The organism is Hominimerdicola aceti, from assembly GCF_025567495.1.
GTDB lineage: Bacteria > Bacillota > Clostridia > Oscillospirales > Ruminococcaceae > Hominimerdicola > Hominimerdicola aceti.
On sequence record NZ_JAOQJZ010000001.1, the window covers coordinates 164642 to 184230 of the forward strand.

Annotated in this window: 19 protein-coding genes, 3 tRNA genes and 1 riboswitch; of the genes, 21 read left to right on the top strand and 1 reads right to left on the bottom strand. The window is 43.6% G+C overall.

Going from position 1 to position 19589, the window contains the following annotated elements:
- Positions 1-45: 45 nt before the first annotated feature.
- The 7 genes from OCV57_RS00935 (at position 46) to OCV57_RS00965 (ending at position 3339) form a co-directional block, all read left to right on the top strand.
- On the top strand, positions 46-945 hold the full coding sequence (locus OCV57_RS00935; protein ID WP_022287431.1) for a DUF5685 family protein: 900 nt from the start codon (positions 46-48) through the stop codon (positions 943-945).
- A complete protein-coding gene (locus tag OCV57_RS00940) occupies positions 942-1565 on the top strand; it encodes a J domain-containing protein (protein WP_022287430.1) in 624 nt (207 codons plus the stop codon). The genes OCV57_RS00935 and OCV57_RS00940 overlap by 4 nt, the downstream gene beginning before the upstream one ends.
- Before the next feature lie 6 nt (positions 1566-1571).
- Positions 1572-2114, top strand: a complete 543-nt coding sequence (locus OCV57_RS00945) for a hypothetical protein (protein ID WP_046439958.1) — start codon at positions 1572-1574, stop codon at positions 2112-2114.
- A 13-nt stretch (positions 2115-2127) separates the two neighbouring features.
- Complete coding sequence (locus OCV57_RS00950; RefSeq protein ID WP_267300230.1) at positions 2128-2868, top strand: TVP38/TMEM64 family protein; 741 nt, start codon at positions 2128-2130, stop codon at positions 2866-2868.
- Between the two features lie 139 nt (positions 2869-3007).
- A tRNA-Gly gene (locus OCV57_RS00955) sits at positions 3008-3081 on the top strand.
- Between the two features lie 49 nt (positions 3082-3130).
- Positions 3131-3207 (top strand) — tRNA-Arg (locus OCV57_RS00960).
- 54 nt (positions 3208-3261) lie between these two features.
- Positions 3262-3339: transfer RNA gene (locus tag OCV57_RS00965), tRNA-His, on the top strand.
- Between the two features lie 195 nt (positions 3340-3534).
- Here the strand turns inward: OCV57_RS00965 and OCV57_RS00970 are convergent.
- Positions 3535-4698, bottom strand: coding sequence for a leucine-rich repeat domain-containing protein (locus tag OCV57_RS00970; RefSeq protein WP_267300231.1), 1164 nt, complete (start codon positions 4696-4698; stop codon positions 3535-3537).
- 648 nt (positions 4699-5346) lie between these two features.
- Here OCV57_RS00970 and OCV57_RS00975 point away from each other — a divergent pair.
- The 14 genes from OCV57_RS00975 (at position 5347) to OCV57_RS01040 (ending at position 19538) form a co-directional block, all read left to right on the top strand.
- Positions 5347-6336, top strand: coding sequence for a C40 family peptidase (locus OCV57_RS00975; protein ID WP_267300232.1), 990 nt, complete (start codon positions 5347-5349; stop codon positions 6334-6336).
- Positions 6337-6569: 233 nt separating this feature from the next.
- Positions 6570-6675, top strand: a riboswitch (TPP riboswitch).
- A 62-nt stretch (positions 6676-6737) separates the two neighbouring features.
- The gene (thiD, locus tag OCV57_RS00980; RefSeq protein WP_046439964.1) at positions 6738-7541 is read left to right on the top strand and encodes a bifunctional hydroxymethylpyrimidine kinase/phosphomethylpyrimidine kinase; all 804 of its coding nucleotides are present in this window, start codon (positions 6738-6740) and stop codon (positions 7539-7541) included.
- Positions 7538-8851, top strand: coding sequence for a phosphomethylpyrimidine synthase ThiC (gene thiC / locus OCV57_RS00985; RefSeq protein ID WP_118159186.1), 1314 nt, complete (start codon positions 7538-7540; stop codon positions 8849-8851). The genes thiD and thiC overlap by 4 nt, the downstream gene beginning before the upstream one ends.
- A gap of 321 nt (positions 8852-9172) precedes the next feature.
- Entirely contained in the window at positions 9173-9694 is a 522-nt protein-coding gene (thiW, locus tag OCV57_RS00990) for an energy coupling factor transporter S component ThiW (protein ID WP_267300233.1), read from the top strand.
- The gene (gene thiM / locus OCV57_RS00995) at positions 9694-10512 is read left to right on the top strand and encodes a hydroxyethylthiazole kinase (protein WP_051706837.1); all 819 of its coding nucleotides are present in this window, start codon (positions 9694-9696) and stop codon (positions 10510-10512) included. Before thiW ends, thiM begins: the two co-directional genes overlap by 1 nt.
- A gap of 140 nt (positions 10513-10652) precedes the next feature.
- Positions 10653-11123, top strand: coding sequence for a GNAT family N-acetyltransferase (locus OCV57_RS01000; RefSeq protein ID WP_195246152.1), 471 nt, complete (start codon positions 10653-10655; stop codon positions 11121-11123).
- A 22-nt stretch (positions 11124-11145) separates the two neighbouring features.
- The gene (gene thiE / locus OCV57_RS01005) at positions 11146-11787 is read left to right on the top strand and encodes a thiamine phosphate synthase (RefSeq protein WP_195246155.1); all 642 of its coding nucleotides are present in this window, start codon (positions 11146-11148) and stop codon (positions 11785-11787) included.
- A gap of 199 nt (positions 11788-11986) precedes the next feature.
- Positions 11987-13405, top strand: coding sequence for a pyruvate kinase (gene pyk, locus OCV57_RS01010; protein ID WP_046439974.1), 1419 nt, complete (start codon positions 11987-11989; stop codon positions 13403-13405).
- Positions 13406-13945: 540 nt separating this feature from the next.
- A complete protein-coding gene (gene pflB / locus OCV57_RS01015; RefSeq protein ID WP_256322392.1) occupies positions 13946-16024 on the top strand; it encodes a formate C-acetyltransferase in 2079 nt (692 codons plus the stop codon).
- Positions 16014-16241, top strand: coding sequence for a hypothetical protein (locus tag OCV57_RS01020; RefSeq protein WP_022287417.1), 228 nt, complete (start codon positions 16014-16016; stop codon positions 16239-16241). Before pflB ends, OCV57_RS01020 begins: the two co-directional genes overlap by 11 nt.
- A gap of 75 nt (positions 16242-16316) precedes the next feature.
- Entirely contained in the window at positions 16317-16568 is a 252-nt protein-coding gene (gene grcA3 / locus OCV57_RS01025) for an autonomous glycyl radical cofactor GrcA3 (RefSeq protein WP_022287416.1), read from the top strand.
- A 256-nt stretch (positions 16569-16824) separates the two neighbouring features.
- The gene (gene pflA / locus OCV57_RS01030) at positions 16825-17568 is read left to right on the top strand and encodes a pyruvate formate-lyase-activating protein (RefSeq protein ID WP_117878014.1); all 744 of its coding nucleotides are present in this window, start codon (positions 16825-16827) and stop codon (positions 17566-17568) included.
- 261 nt (positions 17569-17829) lie between these two features.
- Entirely contained in the window at positions 17830-18273 is a 444-nt protein-coding gene (locus tag OCV57_RS01035; protein ID WP_394804258.1) for a DUF2798 domain-containing protein, read from the top strand.
- Positions 18274-18458: 185 nt separating this feature from the next.
- Positions 18459-19538 carry a carbamoyl phosphate synthase small subunit gene (locus OCV57_RS01040; protein WP_370817497.1) on the top strand — a complete coding sequence of 360 codons (1080 nt, stop codon included), beginning with the start codon at positions 18459-18461 and terminating at the stop codon, positions 19536-19538.
- Positions 19539-19589 lie beyond the last annotated feature (51 nt).

The window sequence follows — 19589 nt, forward strand, 5'->3', positions numbered from 1 at the left end:
AATCGTGTTTTATAATGTATAGTAACGAAAACCTAAGGAGTGCCTATGTTCGGATATGTCCGCCCTTTCAAACCCTATATGCGAATGTTTGAATATGATATCTATAAAGCTGTCTACTGCGGACTTTGTAAGGATATGGGCAGACGCTATGGCTTTGTGACACGCTTTACCCTTAGCTACGATTTCGCATTTCTCTCCCTTATGGATCTCTCTGTGAGGGGAGTGAAGCTTGACGCAGAAAAGCAACGCTGTATCGCACACCCTCTTAAAAAGACCATGTGCGCAAAGTGTACCTGCAATCTTAAATATACGTCCTCAGCCGCCGTGATACTCACATATCATAAGCTCCGTGACGATATAGCCGATAAAGGGCTAAAAGGCAAGCTTGCCGCATTTGCACTTCTGCCTTTTTTCAAAAAGCCCTATAAGAAAGCGGCTCGCCTTTATCCGGATCTTGCACCTGCCGTTGAAAACGCAATGGAATTGCAAAATAAAATAGAGCGTGAAAAAACAGCAGGCATAGACCTTGCCTGCGAGCCTACCGCACTTATGATGCAAGCCGTTGCAGGCGGACTTACAAGCAAGCATGACCAACGCCGACCGCTCCTTGAACGATTCGGCTACCTTCTCGGCAGATTTATCTATATCTGCGACGCTCTTGACGACCTGCCCGACGACCACGAGAGTGAAAGCTACAATCCGCTCCTTGCAAAATTTCCACCCACCGAGGGCATAAATGCTGACTATCTGAAACAAGTCCACGCCTTTTGCGATGACAGCATAAACTTCACACTGGGCGAAATGGCAGATATCTATGTGAAGCTCAATCTTAAAAGATATCGTGATATACTTGATAATATCGTGTATCTTGGACTTAAGAATGTCTATACTCAAATAAGAAGCGGAAAATTCCGCAATAACAGGAAAGGAAATAACGATCAATGATCTCCAAAGACCCTTATAAAATTTTAGGCGTATCCCCAACAGCTTCAGACGCTGAAATAAAATCAGCTTATAAAGAGCTTGTGAAAAAATATCACCCCGATCAGTATCAGGATAACCCCCTAGCTGACGTAGCTGAGGAGAAAATGTCCGAGATAAACGCCGCCTACGATCAGATCATGACTTCAAGACGTGGGGGAGGATACCAGTCCGCAGAAAGCGGCTATGACGGCTATGCCTCTTCGCAGGGCTTTGACTCAGGCTATATCAGAAGCCTTATCCAAAGCGGAAGCTATACTCAGGCAGATCAGATACTTGATAATGTGTCCTCCTCGGAAAGAAATGCCGAGTGGTATTTCCTTAAAGGCACTATCTGCCACCGCAGAGGCTGGCTCAATGAGGCTTATAACAACTTCACAAGAGCCGTCCAGCTCGACCCTAATAACATGGAGTATCAAAGCGTGTTAGCCCAGATGAACAGACAGCGAAGCGGCTATATGAGCGGCAACCCAACTCAGGGCTACCAAGCAGGCGGCATGAGCGGCCCTGACTGCTGTTCCTCCCTTTGCTGTGCAGACTGCTGCTGTGAAATGATGGGCGGCGACCTTATACCGTGCTGCTAAATAATCATGAGAAATAAAATAGCTTTTCGAGTGGCACTTGGCGGCATATGCTCTGCTGTCTGCCTGCTTTTGATGTTTTCAAGCAGCTTTTTGCCCATGCTCGATTATACTATCCCGACCTTCGCCGGCTTCATGATGGTTGTGATGATAGTGGAGGTGGATAAAAACTGGGCGATAGCCACCTATTGTGCAGTGAGCCTGCTGAGCATTTTCGTAACCCCAAATTATGAAGCAACCCTGCTTTTCATATTGTTCATGGGGTATTATCCAATACTTAAATATTATCTCGACCAAAAGAAAAACCGCCTATTGGTGTGGGCAATAAAGCTTGCAGTGTTCAATGTGGCGATAGTCATCTTCTTTTTGGCATTTCAGTATATCTTTACTTCGGTGGATATGCTCGAGGGCATGGAGATGTTTGGCAAGTATGCCGTGCTTGTTCTGTGGGCGGCGGCGAACCTGTTTTTCTTTATTTATGACTATGCCCTCACACAGTTGACAGATATGTACATAAATTGGTTTAGGAAAAAAATACTCAGAAGAAAATGACGGTGACGTTTTTATGAACGAAGAACAAGAGAAAGAAATATTAAACGAGGCGAAAATACAAACTGCAAGGCACAAGAAAAAAATACAGATAATAAGCCTTGTTGCAATAATAGCGGTCATAGCAATGGCTGCAGTGGCGTGTATACCTCTTATAAAAGCGCTTCACAGCAAGGCAGGCATTGCAGCCTTGGAGCGTAAGCTTGATAACTACAGTGGCATTGTGGGAGTGCTTATCTTTACTTTTATACAAGCTCTTCAAGTGGTCATAGCGGTCATACCGCCTATACAAGTGGTGGGTGGAGTGCTGTTCGGCTGGTTCTGGGGCGGGTTGCTATCATTCATAGGTACGCTCCTTGGCACAATGGCAATATTCGTGCTTGTGAAAAAATTTGGCAGACCGATAGTGGAAGCCTTTGTTGACGAGAAACAGCTAAAAAAATTCAAATTCCTGCAAAATGAGAAAAAGCTAACCGTTATCCTTATAATCCTCTATCTCATACCGGGAATACCCAAGGACGTTATCTCATATATCGTCCCACTGACTCCCATAAGCAAGAAGGATTTTTTCTATTATGTCATGCCTTGCAGACTTCCAGCAATAATGCTCTCCACGATTTTGGGGAGCAATGTAAAAAGCGGCAACTTCACAGTTGCACTTGTGGTGCTTGGAGTAGCTCTCGTAGCAGGTATCGTTGGCTTTTTGTTCAAAGATGTTATAGTGAATAAAATGAAACAACATAAGAAGAACAAATAAGTAAAGTTGCACAAAGTTGAGTTTAGATGAAAAAAATATAAAAAAGTGCTTGACAAAAGGCTCTTGTAGTGGTATAATAAATATCGTTGATTGAGCGGTAAGCTTGAAAGACCACCAAAAACGCCTGGTCAGGCAGTATGCGGGTGTAGTTCAGTGGTAGAACTCCAGCCTTCCAAGCTGGTCATGTGGGTTCGATTCCCATCACCCGCTCCAATATATCTTGAACTTTTATCCGAGTTTGAGATATCAATGAGTACAGTATGCGTCATTAGCTCAGTTGGATAGAGCAACCGCCTTCTAAGCGGTAGGTCACTGGTTCGAATCCAGTATGGCGTACCATTAAACTCGTTCCAGATGAAAATCTGCTGCGAGTATTTTCTTCTAATATGTATGGTGGGTATAGCGTAGCTGGCCTAACGCGTCAGTTTGTGGCACTGAAGACCGTGAGTTCGAATCTCACTACCCACCCCACTGAATACGTTCTGTGTTATGCAGAGCGTATTTTTTTGTTTACATATCGTAGGGCGACCTTTGGTCGCTCGTTTTTTATGTACCTCCGACAATGACCTATATCCTACCGACTTGGATTATTATATCCCACCTGTAAATAGACAGAAAAAGGGCGGCAACTTAAATGCTGCCGCCCCGATCCAGAGGTTATATATTTTATAAAGCGAAATTTTTGTTGTAAACAGCCTCGGCTATCCTGAATGTTTCGTCATCAAGTGCAGGAGCAGCGTCAGCAGTGATCAAGGCGGCACCTCTCTCAAAAGCGTCCTCCGCAATGCCATCGGCACCATGCTGAATAACAACGCTTCGTAACTCAGAGCAATCCACGAAAGCCTTTGCGCCAAGCTTCTTCACAGATGATGGGATAACAACTTCTCTCAAAGCCTTACAGCCACGGAAAGCCTCGCTTCCAACATAAGCGATCTTGCCTGATATCCTCACCGTCTTAACTACAGTATTCTGAGCAAACGCTCTCTTGCCTATCCTGCTAACGGAATCAGGAAGATAAACGCTCTCGAGCTTCTCACAAAGTGCAAATGCACACTCGCCTATCTTTCTTACAGATCCTGCGAACTCAACCTTTTTCAGAGCAGAGCAGCCGAAGAATGCGTAGTCGCCAACAACCTCGATCCCAAATGGTATAGAGATCGCTTCCAGACCTGAGCAAAATGTGAAAGCATTCTCTGCGATCTCGATCATTGTTGACGGTATCTCAAGCTCTCTCAGAGAAATGCAGTTCTGGAAAGCTCCGTTTCCTATGGAAACTATATTTTCATTAAGATAAATTTCTTTCATTGAAGAGCAGAAACCGAATGCAGACTCACCGATCTCTCTTACGCTCTCAGGCAGGTCAGCTCTCTCCAAACTGTCGCAATTGTAGAATGTGAAAGGCAGTATCATTTCAACACCATCAGGTATAGTCGCAAATCTCAGAGATTCACAACCGCAGAATGCCATCTCACCAATAAATCTTACGCTCTCAGGTATAGTCACATTCACCAGTGAACAGCATTTGTAAAATGCCTTTCTTCCGATGATAACAACGTCCTTTGAGATAACAGCACATTTAAGGTCGTAAAGATGTGCGAAAGCACCGCCTGCAACAGCTATGACCTTTTTGCCACGAAGCTCAAAAGGAAGCTCCAGCACTTCGATATGGCTGTCACCGCAGTATCCAGTGATAATACACATATCGTCAGCCGTAACATATTTAAAACAGCCCGAGATCTTCTCGCTGCTGATACTGCTGCTTGCAGTTACACCAACGCTCTCAAGTGCTTTTTTGAAACCATTGTCGCCCATAAAATTAATGCTTTTCATCAGCGTGACCTCCATTATACCCACTATAAATATATACCTCGTAACTGAACTTAAACGTTTTCTGTATTTTCTAATGAAATTATACTACAGTATACTATGTTTGTCAATGGTATTCGCAATATTTTATTTATAAAAAATTAATTTTCAGAACTTTTTCACTGATTGTGAACGGCTTTTTTGTCACTTTTCACAATTAATTTACGCAAAATAATTTTAGTTTTCACATATCGTTCTCAATCTATGAGAACACTGTAATTTTATGGTAGCAAACGTTTTCGCAAATGACGCAAAAGACTAATACCAATTTATAGAATTCGCTTGATTAAATCGACCAAACCATAAGATGATGTATTTCTTATATTTGTAAGATTGTCATAAATTATGTTTATATAATATTAATAAAGAATGATATACCGTTCATGATAATGCAAGAAAGCACCAGTAACTGCATTAAAATAGGAGATTAACATACTAATAATAAGCAAAAATGTATAATACTATCATAAAGGTTTACAAAATAGAAACTTAATTATTACAGATTGTAATAATTAATGATGTATAATAATATAAATGAAATCGTATAAGTACACAAATACAAAAACCGGAAAGGACTGATCCGTTATCAACATAATAAGAAAAATAACAGCAGTGATAATTTCATCAGTTATAATGATAAGCTTTGTGGCATTTGCACCGCAGGAATCCGCTAAGACTTATGTGAATGTTATAACAGCTTCTGCTGCTGACTCGATGAAAAAACCTGTTTTGATAAAAAGGCAAGCGTATTCAAACAAAATAGAAGCAGGAGTAAAAAATCTCACCAGCTTTTCATCAAAGACTACATTTGAGGTCTATGTAAACGGACGCTATGTAAGAAAATATACATGGCAGGCACTTAAAAAGGATAACTATATAAATATAACCGATGACGGCAAGCTTTATCTTAAAGCTTCCACAAAATATAAAGTCACCGTCAAAGCGGTAAACGGCAGTGCCAAGTCAGAATCATCGGTCCTCAACGTAAAGACAGCAGCAAAAACATACTATTATATAGATAAAAACGTTCAGCTTTATAGCTTTAAAAACGGTAAGTTCAAGAAATCTTCAAAAACAAAAGCCTCTGTGGCTGTGTCGGGTACTCTCACTACCGATAAAAATAAGCGTGTGGCAGGTCAGAATAAGAATATCGGCGGAGCAAATTATGTCCTTATCAATGAAGGTGATCATAAGGGTAAGTACGTCAAGGTAGGAAAAGGTGTGAAGCGTACACCTGAGAGAAAAGCAAGAATAAAAACAGCCGTTGATTATGCCGCAAGCATGAACGGCGGAAGATATGTCTGGGGCGGAACAAAGTATAAGGCAACGGATTGCTGTGGATTGACAATGCAAGCCTATAGAAAAGCCGGTGTGAATATGTATAACAGCGTATATTCGCAGGCGAAAATGGGAAAAGCAGTGTCTTTGAAGAATATAGAGGCAGGCGACCTGATAATCTGCAATAACTATGGCCACGTAGCGATGTATATAGGCGGTGGAAAAATAGTCCATGCCATGAGTACATATTATGGGATCAGAATACAGCCTCTTGCGAATATCAAGTATTGCGGAAAGATAAACACTATCAGGAGAATACTGTAAAGCGAAGCGATTTTGCGGCATAACAAACTGTCGAATAACTGTAGGGGNTTTGGTCGCCCGCTTGGTTTCATAGCACTGTATCGGCAAATTTTCAAATGTAAATGTAGGGGCTGTCGCCCTCGACAGCCCGATTTTGTTTGCTCGATAATACTTGCGATATCTGCACAATTTTTCCTTGACAATCTCGCTGACCGGTGTTATAATAAGAAAGCAGAAAACTGCGAAAAATCGAATAAAGTTTGCAGGGGGACCCAAGCAAAAAGCTGGGTTGAGAAGGTAAAACCTGACCCTTTGAACCTGTTGGTCAATACCAGTGTAGGAAGCAAGTTTTGTGTAAATTTACCTCCTGCATGGTCAGGAGGTTTTTTTGTTTCCCCTTTTCCATAAGAAAGGAATAAAGTATGTTAAAATGTTTGTCAGTGGCAGGCTCGGATTGCTCCGGCGGCGCAGGTATACAAGCCGACCTTAAAGCTTTCAGCGCTAATGAAACTTTCGGCATGAGCGTTATTACCTCTGTCGTCGCTGAAAATACTACCCGTGTGCTGTCTGTTTTCAACGTACCCGTTGAGGAGATACAAAAACAGATAGACGCTGTGTTTGAGGATATCCACGTCGATGCCGTAAAACTCGGTATGCTCCCAACTGCCGAAATTATTTCAGCAGTTGCGGATAAGCTTAATGAGTATAAACCAAGTATTATCGTCTGCGATCCCGTCATGGTCGCTACAAGCGGCGATGCTCTCTCTGAGGGCGGAACTGTTTCCACCATGAGGGAAAAGCTCTTTCCTATAGTTACGCTCCTTACACCGAATATCCCCGAAGCCGAAGCTATCTCAGGCTTGGAGATAAAGAATGAAAACCATATGGAAAAAGCCGCAAGGATAATAATGGATATGGGCGTAAAAAACGTCCTCGTCAAAGGCGGTCATCTCACTGGCGACGCTGTGGATTATCTCTGTACCCCAGAGGGCGTTCATAAGCTTGCCTGCAAGCGTGTTGATTCGCCTAATACCCATGGCACTGGCTGTACTTTGTCATCTGCCATAACTGCAAACCTTGCCCACGGTATGGATATGCTCTCCGCTGTAACAAAGGCGAAAAACTATATCACCGAGGCAATAGAAAAATCATTCACAGTGGGCAAAGGACATAGCCCCGTTAATCACTTTTATGACTATTACGATTTGAAAGGAACTGTTCTATGAGAAATTATAAAACTCAAATGGAAGCCGCTAAAAAGGGTATCGTTACCCCTGAAATGGAAACAGTGGCTAAGAAAGAAAATATGGACGTAAACGAGCTTATGGCTCTTGTTGCGGCAGGTCAGGTGGCGATCCCTGCCAACGTAAACCATACTGCTCTCTCTGCCGAGGGTATCGGTAAAGGTCTTAAAACTAAGATAAATGTAAACCTCGGTATCTCAGGGGACGCTAAGAATTATGACATTGAGATGCAGAAAGTGGATATGGCTATCAAGTTCGGCGCTGAAGCTATCATGGATCTGTCAAACTACGGCAAGACCAATACTTTCAGAAAAGAGCTAGTAGCAAAGTCGCCTGCCATGATAGGCACTGTTCCTATGTATGACGCTATCGGCTACCTCGATAAAGACCTCCTTGAGATATCAGCTCAGGACTTTCTTAAGGTAGTAAAAGCCCATGCAGAAGAGGGCGTTGACTTTATGACTATCCACGCAGGTATCAACAGACGTGCAGTAGAGGCTTTCAGACGTGAGGGAAGAAAAATGAATATCGTTTCCCGTGGCGGTTCACTGCTCTTCGCATGGATGATGATGACAGGCAATGAAAACCCATTCTTCGAGTATTATGACGAGGTGCTTGAAATACTCAGAGAGTATGACGTTACTATCTCACTTGGCGACGCACTCCGTCCGGGATGTCTTGCAGACGCTTCCGACGCCGCTCAGATCTCCGAGCTTATCGAGCTTGGCAACCTCACAAAGAGAGCGTGGGAAAAGGACGTTCAGGTAATGGTAGAGGGTCCGGGTCATATGGCAATGAACGAGATCGCCGCAAATATGATAATGGAAAAGAAGATATGCCACGGCGCACCTTTCTATGTCCTTGGACCTCTGGTAACAGATATCGCCCCTGGCTATGACCATATCACATCAGCCATCGGCGGAGCTATCGCCGCAGCAAGCGGTGCAGACTTCCTCTGCTATGTTACTCCTGCCGAGCATCTCAGACTTCCTGATGTTGACGACGTTAAGGAAGGCATAATCGCCAGCAAGATAGCAGCCCATGCCGCCGATATCGCAAAGGGCGTAAAGGGTGCAAGAGATATCGACGATAAAATGGCAGCGGCACGTCACAAAATGGATTGGGACGAAATGTTCGAAATAGCACTTGACGGTGAAAAGGCAAGAAGATTCTTTGAGCAGACCCCACCTGCCGACAGACATACCTGCTCAATGTGCGGCAAGATGTGTGCCGTTAGAACAACAAACATGATACTCGAGGGCAAAGAGGTAAAGTTCTGCTCAGAGAAGTAGAAAACTCGATGTATGGGCGAACAGCGTTCGCCCGCATGATATAAAAATTGAATGTCAGCTCGACAATTGTACGAAAAATCGGACAATTACATGAGAGCAGATATAAAAAGAATGTAATGTGCAAGAGGAGCGTCTTGCGAACTTTTTCATAAAAAGTATTCAGCGAGGGAACCCGTGTTTCGGGGTGAGAGGGTGCAATGGAGCACCGACCGAAAATAATTTACGTCAGATCGTGAGCGGATAGCATAGCCGCGGTCTGTGCGCCGCTGGATAACTTGCTCTTTTTCGTTCGGCGGTGCGATACGATATGGAGGAATAAAAATGAAAAAGACAAACATTCACAAATTGGTATTCGCAGCAGTATTGGTAGCCCTTGCAGTGGTAGGTTCGCTTGTTTCGTTCCCTATCGGCGCTTCAAAGTGCGCACCTGTTCAGCACCTTGTAAACATAATCGGTGCAGTTTTCCTTGGACCTGCATGGGCAGTGGGCGTTGGCTTCACAGCCGCACTTCTCAGAAATCTTCTGGGACTTGGCTCTCTCCTTGCGTTCCCAGGCTCAATGGTTGGCGCATTCGTTGCAGGTATGCTCTATAAGTACATAAAGAAGCTCCCTGCCGCTTATGTCGGCGAGCTTTTCGGCACGTCAGTCCTCGGCGGACTTCTTGCATACCCTGTTGCCAGATTTCTCGTTGGCGCACCAGCCGTAGCAATAACAGTTTATATCCTGCCTTTCTTTGTAAGCTGTGCAGGCGGTACAGTTCTTGCTATCGTTATCGTTACAGCTCTTAAAAAGGCAAAAGTATTTGATAATTTCCTTGGCTTCTCAAAGGAGGTAAGAGCATAATGGGCACTATAATTGAAAGCTGTGCGAAAGCAGCAGACAAGGTAAGAGATATATGCCCTTTGGTGCATTGTATCACAAATTATGTTACTGTAAATGACGTTGCAAACTGCATTCTCGCCATTGGCGCTTCACCTATCATGGCAGACGATATCGCAGAAGCAGCAGATATAACTTCTATCTCAAAGGCTCTCGTTATAAACATGGGTACTCTCAATGCAAGAACGGTCGAGTCAATGGTAGCTGCTGGAAAGAAAGCCAACGAGCTTGGCGTTCCTGTGGTTTTTGACCCGGTTGGAGCAGGCGCATCAAATTTCAGAAATGAAACTGCAAAGCGTATACTTGAAAATGTGAAAATAAGCATACTCAGAGGAAATCTTTCTGAAATGTCATATCTTGCAGGACTAGAAGTTTCCACAAAGGGTGTTGACACCTCGGAAGCTGACGAGAAAAACGACCCTGTTTCCGTTGCGAAAAAAACAGCAGCAAAGTATAACTGCGTTGCAGCTATAACAGGTGCAGTGGATACAATAACAGACGGAAAAAGAGTCGCAAGGATATCAAACGGTCACCCATATCTTTCAAAGGTAACAGGCACAGGCTGTATGACAACAGGACTTGTAGGCTCATTCGCAGGTGCTTGCGACGATATGTATACCGCCGCTGTAACAGGCATTGCAAGCATGGGCATAGCAGGCGAGTTCGCATATGAAAATGCTGGAGAGATAGGCTCAGGAAGCTTCCATATTTCTATCATTGACGCAATCAGCAAAATGAATAGTCAGGTATTTGCGGCTAAGGCTAAGATAGAAGAAGTTTAGTATTGCAATATTTCAGATTTAGTGGTATCATATCAGTGTGATGCCACTAAATTTTATGTGGTGATGTTGCTTGCGGGGGCGAACAGTGTTCGTCCGTTTGCATTGCATATTATACTTTTTCATACAAAGGAGAATGAAAAATGACCGTAAGATTTGCTTGTGAAAAGGATATACCGCAAATGAACAGCTTGCTCTATCAGGTAGAGAGAGTTCATCAGCAGGGCAGACCTGACCTTTTTAAAGAGGGTGCGAAAAAGTATACTGATAACGAGCTTAAAGATATGCTCAAGGATAAAACAAAGCCTATATTTGCCGCAGTTGATGAAAATGATGTGATGAAGGGCTACGCTTTTTGTGTGTTTCAGGAGCATAAGGGCGACAATGTTCTCACGGATATAAAGACTTTGTATATCGACGATCTGTGCGTTGATGAAAATTGCAGAGGTCAGCATATCGGCTCGGTACTTTACGAGGCGGTGAAGAAATTCGCTAAGGAGCAGGGCTGTTATAATGTTACTCTCAACGTGTGGGAGTGTAATCCATCGGCAAGAAAATTTTACGGAAAAGCAGGGCTGAAGCCATACAAGACAGGTATGGAAGTTATTTTATGATAAAAGATAAGAGGGTAAAAAAATGGACAAATTGAAAATTGACTACACGCTTTATCTCTGCACTGACCGTGGACTTATGTCCTGCGAAACTATCGAGCAGTCGGTAGAGGAGGGCGTAAAAGGCGGCTGTACAGTTATCCAGCTAAGAGAAAAGGACTGCACTTCAAGAGAGTTCTATGAGCTTGCAGTCAGAGTAAAAAAGATAACGGACAAATACAGTGTGCCGCTTATCATCAACGACAGACTTGATATCGCACAGGCTGTTGACTGTGCAGGCGTTCATCTGGGACAGAGCGATATGCCATGTGCAGTTGCAAGAAAAATCCTCGGTGAGGACAAGATAATAGGTATTTCTGCGGCAACTCTTGAAGAAGCTAAAAAAGCACAGGCAGACGGTGCAGATTACCTTGGCGTTGGTGCAATGTATGCCACCAACACAAAGACAGACGCAAGAGCTGTCACAAAGGAACAGCTTGCAGAAATAAGAGCCGCTGTGGATATCCCTATCGTAATAATAGGCGGAGTTAATCAAAAAACTGTGCCGAACTTTAAGGGTATGGGTATTGACGGCGCTGCAGTAGTTTCTGCGGTGGTTTCTCAGCCTGATATTGAAAAGGCGGCAAAGGATCTTCGTGAGCTTTGCGAGGATTGCTTCGGAAGATAAGATGTTCAACGGGCGGTTATTAAGACCGTCCGTTTTTTTGTTTTGAAAAATGTATGATTTTGTTTTTCGATTTTACACAAATTATACATTGTGCTATTGACGATTAAGTTAAAATCGGTTATAATAAATGAAAAAGCTTTGTTTTTTTGGATTAAAACGCTAATGCGTTGAAATAGTAATGTATGTTAGGAGAGTAAAAATGAAAAAAACTAAGATCGTATGCACTATCGGACCTTCCACAGATGACGAAAACATTATGCGTGAGCTTATGAAAAACGGCATGGACGTTGCGAGATTCAATTTCTCACACTCTGACCACAGTGTTCATAAGGCTCGTTTTGAAACTGTATGCAAGCTAAGGGAAGAACTTGGCGTTAATATTGCAACTCTTCTTGATACAAAAGGACCTGAGGTAAGACTTAAAAATTTTAAGGATCACAAGCCTGTTACTATCAAGGACGGTGATACGTTCACACTTACCACAAGAGAAGTGGAGGGTGATGAAACTATCTGCTCTATCACATTTCCACAGCTTCCAAAGGACGTTTCTGTAGGCACTAGAATACTTATCAATGACGGAAATATCGAGCTGAAAGCACTGAGAGTTGACAACACTGACATCGTCTGCGAAGTTATCCACGGTGGAGTTGTTTCCGACCACAAGGGTATCAACGTTCCTGACGTAAACCTTTCTATGCCTTATATCTCTGACGCTGATATGGCTGACCTTGAATTTGGCGCAAAAATGGGATTTGACTATATCGCAGCTTCATTCGTAAGAACAGGCGCTGACGTTATTTATCTTAGAAAATTTACCCAGAGCCTTGGCTGGTTCAATCCTAGAATTATCGCTAAGATAGAAAACGCTCAGGGTGTTGCCAACATCGACGAGATCCTTGACGCTGCTGACGGAATAATGGTAGCAAGAGGAGATATGGGCGTTGAGATACCTTTCGAGCAGATACCTGCTATACAGAAAGAGCTTATCAGAAAAGCCTACAACGCAGGCAAGAACGTTATCACAGCAACTCAGATGCTGGAGTCTATGATAACAAACGCACGTCCTACAAGAGCCGAGATAACCGACGTTGCAAACGCTATTTATGACGGCTCGTCTGCTATAATGCTTTCAGGGGAAACTGCCGCAGGTAAATATCCTGTTGAGGCTGTCAAGACCATGAGCCTTATCGCAGAAACGACCGAAAAGGATATCGACTATATCTCACGTTTCAAGAAAAGAGCAGACGAGAGAAATTCATCTATCACTGACGCTATCTCACACGCTACTGTTACAACTGCCCATGACCTTAATGCTGTAGCGATCCTGACAGTAACAAAGGGCGGAACAACAGCAAGAACGCTTTCAAAATTCCGTCCGAACTGTCCTATAATCGCACTTACAACTGACGATACAACATATCATCAGCTCAGCCTTTCATGGGGTATCAGAGCAGGCGTTATCGAAGAAAAAACAAACACTGACGAACTCATCAGACACGCTCTGGAGCGTTCTGTGGAGCTTGGCTATCTGAAGAAGGGCGACCTTGTCGTTATTACAGCAGGAGTACCGCTTGGAATGAGCGGAACGACAAATCTGCTCAAAGTCGAGAGAGCGTAGTTTTTAAGTGAGGAGTGAGGAGTGAGGAATGGCAGCGCCATACCGAGCAAATCACCAATACAAGGTAAAAGCACACACGAGCGAAGCGAGCAAAAGGTACAGGGGCACGCCCCTGGTCAGGGTCAAGGGGTGAAACCCATTGTGGGTACAGGGCAAAGCCCTGTCGGAGCTTGAGGCAGAGCCTCTATAGGTGCAAGCCTACTAAGCGGTGCAGAAAAGCAATAGAAGAATTGCAAAAAAAATCAATTACAAAGCGGTGTCGGAGCGGAATGCTCTGCACCGCTTTTGTTGTAAAAAATGTTTGGACTTTTTTGGAGGCGATCACTTTTTTTATTCAAATAATTTTCCGTGAATTGGGTAACCGATTCTAACATATGAAAGAAGTATGGCGTAAGAGTAATATTTCTGAATGTGACTTGACTTTGATTTTGAAGTATGTTATTATTTTAACATACGAGCGGTAGTATTATTAATAGGTATGCAATACTGAATATTGAGGTAATATGTGCTGCCCGAAATCTTATGTCAGGAGAGTATAAAATGGAAAGACAGTTTTATGACGAATGGGAAGGCTTTAAGCCCGGCAGATGGTCAAACACTTCTATCAATCTTCGTGATTTTATCCAGAAGAACTTCACACCATATGACGGTGACGACAGCTTCCTTACAGGCCCTACAGAAGCAACTACTAAGCTCTGGGAACAGGTAATGGAGCTTTCAAAGAAGGAGAGAGAAGCCGGCGGTGTTCTCGATATGGACACTAAGATCGTTTCTACTATCACCTCACACGGCCCTGGTTACCTTAACAAGGATCTTGAAAAGATCGTTGGTTTCCAGACTGACAAGCCTTTCAAGCGTTCTCTTCAGCCTTTCGGCGGTATCAGAATGGCTATGAATGCTTGCGAGCAGAACGGCTACACAGTTGATCCTGAAGTTGTAAAGATCTTTACTGAATATAGAAAAACTCACAATCAGGGCGTTTTTGACGCTTACACACCTGAGATGAAGCTTGCCAGACACGCTGCTATCATCACAGGTCTTCCAGACGCTTACGGCAGAGGAAGAATCATAGGCGACTACAGAAGAGTTGCTCTTTATGGTATAGACTATCTCGTTGAGGACAAGAAGGATCAGCTTGCTACTTCACTGGTAAGAATGACTTCTAAGAACATCAGACTCAGAGAAGAGCTTTCTGAGCAGATCAGAGCCCTTGGCGAACTCAAGAAGCTTGGCGAGATCTACGGCTACGATATCTCACGTCCTGCTAAGAACGCTAAGGAAGCTATCCAGTGGCTGTACTTCGGCTACCTTGCTGCTGTTAAGGAGCAGAATGGTGCTGCAATGTCACTTGGCAGAACTTCTACATTTATCGATATATACATCAAGAGAGATATGGACAGAGGTATCCTCACAGAGCAGGAGGCTCAGGAGCTTATCGACCACTTCATCATGAAGCTCAGACTTGTTAAGTTCGCTAGAACACCTGAGTATAACTCACTGTTCTCAGGCGACCCAACTTGGGTAACAGAGTCTATCGGCGGCGTTTCTATCGACGGCGTTCCAATGGTAACAAAGACTTCATTCAGATATCTCCACACACTTGAGAACCTTGGTCCTGCACCAGAGCCAAACATGACAGTTCTGTGGAGCACAAAGCTTCCTGCAAACTTCAAGAAGTTCTGTGCTAAGACTTCTATCAAGACTTCTGCTATCCAGTACGAGAACGACGACCTTATGAGAGTTACACACGGCGACGACTACGCTATCGCTTGCTGCGTATCTTCAATGAGGATCGGTAAGGAAATGCAGTTCTTCGGTGCAAGAGCTAACCTTGCTAAGTGCCTGCTTTATGCTATCAACGGCGGTGTTGACGAAAGACTTAAGATACAGGTAGGTCCTAAGTATCGTCCGGTTACAGGCGATTACCTCGATTATGATGATGTAATGGCTAAGTATGACGATATGATGGAGTGGCTGGCTGGTCTGTATGTAAATACACTGAACGTTATCCACTATATGCACGATAAGTATTCTTATGAGAGAGTTCAGATGGCTCTTCATGACAGAGATGTTAAGAGATACTTCGCTACAGGTATCGCTGGTCTGTCAGTTGTTGCTGACTCACTTTCTGCTATCAAGTACGCTAAGGTAAAGTGCATCAGAGATGAGGACGGAATCGTAACTGACTACGAAGTTGAGGGCGATTTCCCTAAGTATGGTAACAACGACGAGAGAGTTGACAAGATCGCTGTTGACCTCGTTAGAACATTCATGGACAAGATCAGAAAACACCACACATACAGAGATGGTGTTCCTACAATGTCTATCCTTACTATCACATCTAACGTTGTTTATGGTAAGAAGACTGGTTCTACACCTGACGGAAGAAAGATCGGTGTACCTCTTGCTCCTGGTGCTAACCCAATGCACGGCAGAGATACTCACGGCGCTTCTGCTTCACTTTCTTCAGTTGCTAAGCTGCCATTCAGACACGCTCAGGACGGTATCTCAAACACATTCTCTATCATTCCTGACGCTCTTGGCAAGGACGACAAGGTATTCATGGGCGACCTTGATATCGAAAGCATAGCTAAGGAGCTTAATGAAGATGGGGTTTAATGTTAAAAAGGACGAGGACGAGGCTCAGGTAAACGAGCTTGTTGACGTCATTGACAGACTTATGATGGGCGGTCAGGGTCATCTTACGATAGACATTGACGAAACTGAAGAAGGTCTGAACGTTAAAACTTACAGCACTTCCGATTGTGGCGGTGACGGCAAGACGGCTTGCTGTCAGCCTACAGAAGAGGACGCTGTTGACAGGGATGAAGATTAACTCCCTATTTTAGAAAACGGCGGAGGTTCGTTCTCCGCTTGTTTTCCATAAATACTAAGAAAGGAATGTAATACTATGGCAAACTTTGAACCAACAGAGGCACAGGTAGACAACCTTATCGGACTTCTTGACGGATATGCTGAAAAAGGCGGTCATCACCTTAATGTAAATGTACTTAACAGAGAAACTCTTCTGGACGCTCAGGCTCACCCTGAGAAGTATCCACAGCTCACTATCAGAGTTTCAGGCTACGCTGTAAACTTCGTAAAGCTTACTAAGGAGCAGCAGGACGACGTTATTTCAAGAACGTTCCACAAGAGCCTTTAATTTGAGCTTTGCCGCATAGAATGAGTTTCTTTGCGGATAATATGCACACGGGCGGTCGGCGTCGTCTTACATGGAACATCTTGTTTTATGTGGATGAGAGCTGCCGCTCGTTTGTTACTTTTTGTGGATAGGTGTGCGGTGATATAAATTTGTGAGCGAGCAGAAACGGGACGTCGAGGGCGCCGTCCCCTACAGAATGGTTTGTGCAGGCTGAACGGGCGTGCGTTTATGTGAAATAAAAAAGGAGGGATATCCCATGGAGGGATTTATACATTCTACGGAAAGCTTTGGTACGGTGGACGGACCGGGGATAAGGTTTGTTATTTTCTTTCAGGGCTGTCCTATGCGGTGTCTTTACTGCCACAATCCTGATACTTGGAAGATAGGCACAGGTACAAAGAGGACGGTTGAAAGTCTGCTGGCGGAATATGACTCGGTAAAAGAGTTCATGAAAAACGGCGGAATTACCTGCACGGGCGGTGAACCTTTGGTGCAGATAGACTTTGTGACGGAGCTTTTTGAAAAGGCTAAGGAAAAGGGGATACACACTTGTCTTGACAGCTCGGGCATCACTTTTACGCCTGACAGCACGGAAAAGTTTGAAAGGCTTTGCAAATGCACTGACCTTGTTATGCTGGATATCAAGCATATTGACCGTGAGGAGCACAAGAAGCTTACGGGGCATTACAATGACAACATTCTTGCGTTTGCGAAGTTTTTGTCGGAGCATGGTGTGCCTATATGGATACGTCATGTTGTTGTGCCGGGTATCACGGACAAGGAAGAATATCTTTTCAGGCTGGGTGAATTTATTTCTCAGCTAAAGACGCTGAAAGCGCTTGACGTTTTGCCTTATCACACCATGGGCAAGGTAAAGTATGAGCAGCTCGGTATAGATTATCCTCTTGGTGATACGCCGCCTCTTGACAAGGAGGACGCTGTTAAGGCGAGAGATGTTATCATGAGAGGGCTTAAAGCGGCGTTGAAAAAGAGAAAATAGTATTTTAGACGGGTGGACTTCGGTCTGCTCGTTTTTTTGTGTAAAAGTATATATTTTTTTCGACAAGTTTTTGAAAATATTCTGCATATTTGGATAATTGACGGCAGGCTTAAAATATGGTAAAATAAATGGGTAAGGAATACAGCAATAGAATATTGTTAAGACAGGTTTATATTGGAAACGCACATTCTCTGAATGATAACGAACAACACAGCGTCTGCGAAAGGGCTGTAGGTTTGATATCATAAGGAGGATTTTTTTATGCCAAAGAATTTGTTTCAGGAGATAGTTTTTACGGTGCTGATGGTGTTTGTGATGGTATACGCCATGATATGCTACAACATTGCACTCAACATGGGCGGAATGTCAAATGCCGTATTTCTCAAGGCTTTTCATGAGCTTTTGATAATGGCTCCGATAGCTTTTGTTCTTGACTTTTTTGCTGTGGGAAAGATAGCAAAGAAAAAGGCTTTCAGCATTGTTGATGTGAGAAAGGATAATCCTTTTCATCTTGTGCTTGCCATATCTGTTATCTCTGTTATTTTTATGTGCCCACTCATGAGCCTTGCGGCTACGCTGCTTTTTAAGGACGCAGGCAGGGAAGTTATTGCGGTATGGTTAGAAACAACGGCTATGAATTTTCCTATGGCTCTTTGCAGGTCCGATAGTGAGGTTTGTTTTCGGACTTATTTTCAGAGAACGTGAACAGAAAAGCGGGGCTGTATCTGCGGCTGCGGAATAAGGTTTTTACGAGTGGACTTCAGTCTGCTCGTTTTTTATTTTACACTGAAAAATAAAAACTAAAAAAAGTGTTAAAAGCCTTTACAAAGGCAGGCGGTTGTGTTATAATAGTAATCGTAAAAATTTGCGTGAAAAAGGAGGAGCTTATAGTGCAGAAGGCGTATCTGATTTTGGAGAACGGTACTATTTTCGAGGGTAAAAGTTTCGGCGCAGCTGGCGAAGCTATTGGCGAAATTGTTTTTACTACGGCCATGACAGGCTATCTCGAAACACTTACTGACCCTAGTTACTACGGACAGATAGTTGTTCAGACATTTCCGTTAATTGGTAACTATGGTGTTATTCCTGAGGATTTTGAAAGTGAATGTCCTCATGTTAAAGCTTATATTGTTAGAGATTGGTGTCAAGAGCCTAGCAACTTCCGTTGTGAGGGTGATCTTGACACTTTTTTAAAGCAGCATAACATCGTTGGTCTTTACGGTATCGACACTCGTCAGCTCACAAAAATAGTTCGTGAGTCGGGTGTTATGAACGGAAAGATCGTTCCTGAGGGTTCAAGCTTCGGACTGACAGATCTGAAGAACTACACGATAGTTGAGGCTGTAAAGAACACGACCTGCTCGGAGGAGAAAACATTCGAGCCTGAGGGAGAGGTCAAGAGAAAGGTAGTGCTTTACGATTTTGGCGCAAAGCACAACATTGGAAGAGAGCTTGTTAAGAGAGGCTGCGAGGTAACTGTTGTTCCTGCATACACAAAGGCAGAGAGGATAAAGGAGCTTGCACCTGACGGCATAATGCTTTCAAACGGCCCTGGAGATCCTGCGGAGAATGTGGAGATAATCGAGGAGCTTAAAAAGCTTTCTGAGATGAAGATACCTACTTTTGGAATTTGTTTGGGCCATCAGCTTTTGGCGCTTGCACATGGTGCGATGACACACAAGCTGAAGTATGGTCACAGAGGTGCAAACCAGCCTGCTGAGAACACAGAAACAGGCAGAGTTTACATAACATCACAGAACCATGGATATGCAGTAGAGAACGATTCGCTCCCTGAGGGTGAAGCAAAGGTGCTTTATGTAAATGCCAATGACGGCACTTGTGAGGGTATCAGATATCTCAACGAGCCTGCATTTTCTGTACAGTTCCACCCAGAGGCTTGTGGTGGTCCGCATGATACTGACTTCTTGTTTGATGAGTTTATTGAGCTCATTGACACTAACAAGAAATAAGCTCTGTTTTTTTGAAGTATAGAAATTATTGATCTCAGTTTCTGCAACAGT